This is a genomic window from Marispirochaeta aestuarii (assembly GCF_002087085.1).
GTDB classification, from domain to species: Bacteria; Spirochaetota; Spirochaetia; order JC444; family Marispirochaetaceae; genus Marispirochaeta; species Marispirochaeta aestuarii.
The window spans coordinates 1-5,575 of record NZ_MWQY01000041.1; the positions used below are offsets into that span (position 1 = coordinate 1).

A 5,575-nucleotide genomic window follows, 5' to 3' on the forward strand; every position below is an offset into this window, starting at 1 on the left:
AGGATTGTAGGGTATACAGCTATCCGGTATAAGGTGGGGTTTAATTGACGGTTACCAATTGATCGATTCGGTGGAGTGTAGTATGGCTCTTTTCATGTTTCTGAAATCTTGTTATACTTGTAATACATGGAGGTGGGAATGCTTGCGGTAAGACTTGATCCTGACATGGAAGAAAAGCTCAACAAGCTTTCAAAAGAAACGGGAAGGAGCAAAAGCTTTTACGTGAAACAGGCATTAGAAAACTATCTAGAAGATAGAGAAGATTATTTGCTTGCGCTTTCAGTCCTGGAAAAGAAAGAACCACGGAAATCGATCAAGGAAGTGAGAAAAGAGCTTGGCTTGGACGATTGATTTTTCTGGTACAGCAGAGAGGCAATTAAAGAAATTAGATCGGCAATGGCAGCGAGCCATCTTGGATTATTTGGAAGATGAGATAGCCCCTCTCGATAATCCACGGCAACGGGGAAAAGCTCTTGTCGGCGATAAAAAAGGCTTGTGGCGCTATAGAATTAATGATTATCGAGTTATCTGCCAAATACTGGATACAGAACTGGTAATATTAGCTTTAGCAATCGCACATCGTAAAGATGTGTATAAGTAATTACCGATCCTTGAAAAAGTAGAGACGGAAAACTTAGGAGGACGGGCCGTTTGGCCCGTCCTTCATAATACCGCTGATTCGCGCGGATTATAGAAAAGTACCCCATTAACGGGGCTGGCCCCGGGTATTAACCAACCGTTTGTAGTAGAGCGACGGAGCATTAAAGTTGAACAGATACCCGACCTGTAAGCTTGAGAGCTTAAGGTAGTTGTAAAGCTGAGATTCCATACCGGAAGTAACCTGCGAGACAGCTTTAAGCTCGATGAGGATAGCATTGTTTACCACCATATCGGCCCGGAACGTACCGACGGACTCTCCGCGATAAAAGACGGGGAAGGCCGCCTGCTGTACTACGGAAAGCCCCTGGGCCTGGAGCTCCAGCATGTACGCCCGCTGATAAACCTTTTCGAGCAAGCCTTCGCCCAACGCGGAGTGCACCTTGAACGCAGCCCCTAAAACCTTGTTTGACAGTTCCTTGTGAATGAACCCTGACATACAGAACCTCCTGTTTTTCTTAACAAACACCTGTCAAGCGAGGAGCAGTCACAGGGCGAAGAGCGATAGCGTCCCTTGACGGCGACGAGCGGGGGGTACAATGAAAAAGACAGGAGAATACCGCAGATTCGCGCAGATTTCATGATTCGTACGGATTTTACAGTGAAATCTTTCGATTTGGGAACATTTTTCCTATTTCATCCACCCAAAATAATGATATCTAGTAATTTTAATGGGCAACTTAAGGACCTTGAACTTGAAATAGAATCCGATATTCCGATAGCTTCCAAGTATAGGATTAATATTTATCGTTCAGATAATGAGAAAGGAAAAATGAATTCTGTTAAAAGAGTAGTGTCTATCTGTTTGCATGGAGACAAAAGAAAAATTTACTTGGGTAATCTCAACAAACTAAACATAGGACAAAATAATATGGATTTAGTAACGATTGATTTATATGAGCCAATAATACCAAATTATTATATGATCAAAACTTTGGCACTTAGCGACAATGATACCATTCTTGCATCATCTTCCGTAGAATTTATTGAGATCACCGAATGAGAAAGTTGAGCCGCGCCGTTTTAAAAAAACCGGCGTCAGTTCCAACGATTTGTTCGGGGCTCGTAGAGAAGTTTTGATGAGTATAAACAAGAACCGGCATGAAGGAAAAAAAGTAACTGAAAAAGTGTGATCATTGAAAAATCAGAGAAGGAAGAAATTTCATGAGGACGGGCCGTTCGGCCCGTCCTTCATAATACCGCTGATTCGCGCAGTTTTCAGGCAGATTCGCGCGGATTATAGAAGAGTACCCCATTAACGGGGCCCGCCCCGGGTATTAACCAGCCGCTTGTAATAAAACAAGATAAATTAATTACGACGCTTTCTGAATACTTAGCTTTAAACCAAGCGCAAGAAGAACAGCATTTAAGGTACGGATAGTGGGATTGCCTGTTTCTGATAAAGAACGATAAAGGTGCTGACGATTTAATTCAGTTTTTTCAGCGAGAATAGTCATGCCGCCTTGAGCATCGACAACTGTACGTATGGCCTTAAGAAAAGCAGACAGATTGCCATCGTGTTCATATTCTTCTAATGCTGCTTCCAGGTAGAGCGAAGATTCGTTTGAGTCTTTTACAACATCTTTGACAAAGTTCCTATATTCTCGCATCCTAATTCTCCCTTCTGTAAATATCCCAATACTGGCGTGCCTTCTTGATGTCCCTGTTCTGTGTACTTTTTGACCCGCCTGCAAGCAGCAGGATAAGGCTTTTCTCTTCCATCCCAAAATAAACACGGTATCCAGGTCCGAAGGTAAACCGCAATTCAAAGAGATTATCGCCAAGCGATTTATAATTGCCCAGATTTCCTTGTTCAACTCGATCCAAACGAGTGAAGATACGTGCACGATCGGTTCCAGCAATACTGGAAACCCACTCAGCAAAAGGTTCCTTGCTATTTGTAGGATCCTGAAAGATAACAATTCTTATAGGCTGAGCAATCATAGGATAGTGTCGCACAAAAGCGACACTGCGTCAAGTAGAATACAAGAAGGACGGGCAAAGTCCGTCCTTCATCATTTAAGTAACCGACTAAAAAGGGGGACGGCTCACCCGTCCCCGGTTTGCACAAATCTGCGCCACTCGACTTTGCTGTTGCGGAAGTTGATAAGATAGCCAACTGGAACCTTGGACAGACGGAGGTAATATATAAGCTGTGCCTCCATGGCGGATGTGAGCTGCCGTACTGATTTGAGTTCCAGTATGATGCTGTTTGCAACAACAAGATCAGCGATGTAGGCACCTGCCAGTTCGCCCTTGTAGTAGAGGGGATAGATTTTTTCTGTACAGAAGGGAATACCCCGTTTTTTAAGTTCGATGACCAGGGCCCCATGATAGGCAGATTCCAGAAGCCCGGGACCACAAATGTTATGAACCGAAAAGACTGCTCCCAGCACCTGATGAGACAATTCCTTGAAAGCTATGTGTGCCATACTGCACCTCCTGTTTTTCTTAACAAACACCAGCCAAGCGAGGAGCAGTCACAGGGCGAAGAGCGACAGCGTCCCTTGACGGCGATGATGCCCCAGCGATTCGCCACAGGCGATATCGCAAGCCCAAGGTTTACGCAGTAAACCGCAGGGGGGAGGTATACTGGAAAGAACAGGAGGAGGCGAAGAGGAAAACTAAACCGCTGATGAACGCTGATGATACTGGGTACAACGGAGAAGCGGTTCACTGATGTATATGGGGTCGGGCATAACAGAGATATAGAAAAGAGGATTTCCCATCTGTTCTCTTTCTGTTACACTGTTTCAAATATGAAAAGTCTGGTTCCAGCACATACGCGACAGCAATCAGCGTACCGCCTGCCTGCGCATACATGCACCATCAGCGGGGCCCCCCTGCCTTGCCCCATACCGATCAGTGGTTCAATAACTTCTCTAATCTGTGACAGAAATGATCGTGAAAGCTACGATGCCAACGGGAATGTAACCCGTGAATCAACCCTGCCTGAAGGCCAGTCCTCCGCCCATGAAGCCCCGAACCTGAGCACCATCGGGGAGGTCCGCCGGGCCGACCAGGCCTTCGGCTTTATCAACGAAGTGGAAAGCGGAAACGAGAACGAGTACATCCGCAGCTTCAGCTGGGATGCGGAGAACCGCTTAAAGAGCGTCCTGACCTCCAACGGAAAGAGCGTGAAGTACCTCTACGACGCCGACGGCAAACGTACCACCAAGTACGCAGGGGACGGCTCCTACACCGAAGGCATAAGCGGCGAGACCCTCTACTTAAACGAATGGTGGACCGAAACCGCCGACTCCGGCAGCTTCCGGCGGGCCAAGCACATCTACGTGGGAAAGGAGCGCATCGTAACGCGCTTAAGCAACCCTTCTACCGGAGGGACTCCCTATGAGGACGTCAACACCTATTATTACCACCCCGACCACCTGGGAAGCGCCCACTGCATTACCGACCCGCAAGGAAACCCCTACGAGAGGATAGAGTATACCCCCTACGGTGAGATGTGGATCGAGATACAGGAAGATGAGGCTACAGCAAGTTATAACTACATACCTTTTAGGTTTACCGCAAAGGAATATGACGAGGAGACCGGGCTGTATTATTACGGGGCCAGGTATATGGATCCGAAGACGTCGAGGTGGATGAGTGGGGACCCTGCGGGGTACCAGTTGATGAATCCGATGGGACAAGACGGGAAGCCGAGACAGGGATACAGCATAGTTGAGGCGACGAACTGGTATAGCTATGTGAGTAATAATCCGGTGAAGTATGTTGATCCGACGGGGATGGAGGGCGTAAGGGAAGAATTAGAAGATCCGTTTATGACGGATCGTATATTCGAAGAACAGTTTGAGGAATATAGGCAGGATGTTTATTCGCAAGTAAGAAAGAGAACTCCTGAAGAAGATGACCAGTTTTATAATGATGTGCAGCCAGCTCTTATTCTATATTCTGAAGGACAAATGGATGAATTACTTTCAGAACTTATTGGATTAGAACAAGATGTTGCGAATAAGCGGCTCGAGGTAATGGATTTAGTAAATGAATACTACCATAGCAATAAAAGAGTTAATGGCTTAGTTGAAGAAGGTATTATTACACCACTTATACCTGGCCCCACTGATAAAGCTGGCTATGAGGTTATAAATTTCATAATCCCTGAATATATTGATGAATTGACAAATGTATATTCACTTCCACGGAGGATTGATATTGCTATTAATGAATACAATTCTCTTTTCCAGACACGAGATTTTGTAAAAAAGGAACATATATCTCAATGTAAATTGAGGCAACAAATAAGGCAATAAAATGAAAAAAAATCTGATAATAGTATTATTTCTACTAATAGCTTTCACATCGTGTTTAGATGCGTATACAGGAAATACTTCTGTTTTATGTCTTACAAATGATTATGAATACATAAGACTTGAAATTGATTTTTCAATGGATGTTTCAAAAGCGCAAACTGATAATATTGAAAGTGATACCCTTGAAATGTTCATTGTTGATTATGTTAGTTCGAGTATTGAGATTTATTTATTAGATATTATCTCAAATATTGAGTTTTCAGAGGTAGAATTGATGATAGATAATCAGCGCTTGAATGAAATGTTGCTAGACCACTTGAATTCTTTACCTAGATTGAACGGAGATCCTGTAAGGTCTGTTTCCATAACGATTAGTAGTATGTAGATTGTCTGGTAAAGTCCGAGCAACAGAACGTAAGTTTATAGGATGTACAGCAGTGGTGTTTGATCACACCGAATGAGAAAGTTGAGCTGCGCTGTCTATTGAAAAAGGACAGCGTCAGTTCCAACGATTTGTTCGGGGCTCGTAGAGAAGCTTTGATGAGTATAAACAAGAACCGGCATGAAGGAAAAAAAGTAACTGAAAAAGTGTGATCATTGAAAAGTCAGAGAAGGAAGAAGATTCGGGAGAAAGAAACGTCGAG

Annotated in this window: 9 protein-coding genes; 5 read left to right on the forward strand and 4 right to left on the reverse strand. The window is 44.3% G+C overall.

Annotated features, from left to right (window positions below):
• Nucleotides 1-138 precede the first annotated feature (138 nt).
• On the forward strand, nucleotides 139-351 hold the full coding sequence (gene relB / locus B4O97_RS18860) for a type II toxin-antitoxin system RelB family antitoxin (RefSeq protein ID WP_083053074.1): 213 nt from the start codon (nucleotides 139-141) through the stop codon (nucleotides 349-351).
• Nucleotides 335-601 carry a type II toxin-antitoxin system RelE family toxin gene (locus tag B4O97_RS18865; RefSeq protein ID WP_083053075.1) on the forward strand — a complete coding sequence of 89 codons (267 nt, stop codon included), beginning with the start codon at nucleotides 335-337 and terminating at the stop codon, nucleotides 599-601. The genes relB and B4O97_RS18865 overlap by 17 nt, the downstream gene beginning before the upstream one ends.
• Before the next feature lie 105 nt (nucleotides 602-706).
• Here the strand turns inward: B4O97_RS18865 and B4O97_RS18870 are convergent, their stop codons facing one another.
• A complete protein-coding gene (locus B4O97_RS18870; RefSeq protein WP_083053076.1) occupies nucleotides 707-1,096 on the reverse strand; it encodes a GxxExxY protein in 390 nt (129 codons plus the stop codon).
• Nucleotides 1,097-1,258: 162 nt separating this feature from the next.
• Between B4O97_RS18870 and B4O97_RS18875 the strand changes: the two genes are divergently transcribed.
• Nucleotides 1,259-1,660, forward strand: coding sequence for a hypothetical protein (locus tag B4O97_RS18875; protein WP_143305829.1), 402 nt, complete (start codon nucleotides 1,259-1,261; stop codon nucleotides 1,658-1,660).
• Nucleotides 1,661-1,970: 310 nt separating this feature from the next.
• Here the strand turns inward: B4O97_RS18875 and B4O97_RS18880 are convergent, their stop codons facing one another.
• From B4O97_RS18880 to B4O97_RS18890, 3 genes are all read right to left on the reverse strand, one after another.
• Nucleotides 1,971-2,267, reverse strand: coding sequence for an addiction module antidote protein (locus B4O97_RS18880; protein WP_083053078.1), 297 nt, complete (start codon nucleotides 2,265-2,267; stop codon nucleotides 1,971-1,973).
• Nucleotide 2,268: 1 nt separating this feature from the next.
• Nucleotides 2,269-2,601, reverse strand: coding sequence for a type II toxin-antitoxin system RelE/ParE family toxin (locus B4O97_RS18885; RefSeq protein WP_083053079.1), 333 nt, complete (start codon nucleotides 2,599-2,601; stop codon nucleotides 2,269-2,271).
• Between the two features lie 104 nt (nucleotides 2,602-2,705).
• Nucleotides 2,706-3,089 carry a GxxExxY protein gene (locus B4O97_RS18890; RefSeq protein WP_083053080.1) on the reverse strand — a complete coding sequence of 128 codons (384 nt, stop codon included), beginning with the start codon at nucleotides 3,087-3,089 and terminating at the stop codon, nucleotides 2,706-2,708.
• Between the two features lie 213 nt (nucleotides 3,090-3,302).
• Here B4O97_RS18890 and B4O97_RS18895 point away from each other — a divergent pair, with 213 nt between their 5' ends.
• Together B4O97_RS18895 and B4O97_RS18900 are read left to right on the forward strand one after the other, a co-directional pair.
• Nucleotides 3,303-4,931, forward strand: coding sequence for an RHS repeat domain-containing protein (locus tag B4O97_RS18895; RefSeq protein ID WP_083053081.1), 1,629 nt, complete (start codon nucleotides 3,303-3,305; stop codon nucleotides 4,929-4,931).
• Nucleotide 4,932: 1 nt separating this feature from the next.
• Nucleotides 4,933-5,316, forward strand: coding sequence for a hypothetical protein (locus B4O97_RS18900; RefSeq protein WP_083053082.1), 384 nt, complete (start codon nucleotides 4,933-4,935; stop codon nucleotides 5,314-5,316).
• Nucleotides 5,317-5,575: the final 259 nt, after the last annotated feature.

Coding starts and splice junctions, on each gene's coding strand:
- relB (WP_083053074.1), top strand. CDS start 139: ATGCTTGCGGTAAGACTTGATCCTGACATGGAAGAAAAGCTCAACAAG.
- B4O97_RS18890 (WP_083053080.1), bottom strand. CDS start 3,089: ATGGCACACATAGCTTTCAAGGAATTGTCTCATCAGGTGCTGGGAGCA.
- B4O97_RS18880 (WP_083053078.1), bottom strand. CDS start 2,267: ATGCGAGAATATAGGAACTTTGTCAAAGATGTTGTAAAAGACTCAAAC.
- B4O97_RS18870 (WP_083053076.1), bottom strand. CDS start 1,096: ATGTCAGGGTTCATTCACAAGGAACTGTCAAACAAGGTTTTAGGGGCT.
- B4O97_RS18900 (WP_083053082.1), top strand. CDS start 4,933: ATGAAAAAAAATCTGATAATAGTATTATTTCTACTAATAGCTTTCACA.
- B4O97_RS18895 (WP_083053081.1), top strand. CDS start 3,303: ATGATACTGGGTACAACGGAGAAGCGGTTCACTGATGTATATGGGGTC.
- B4O97_RS18885 (WP_083053079.1), bottom strand. CDS start 2,601: ATGATTGCTCAGCCTATAAGAATTGTTATCTTTCAGGATCCTACAAAT.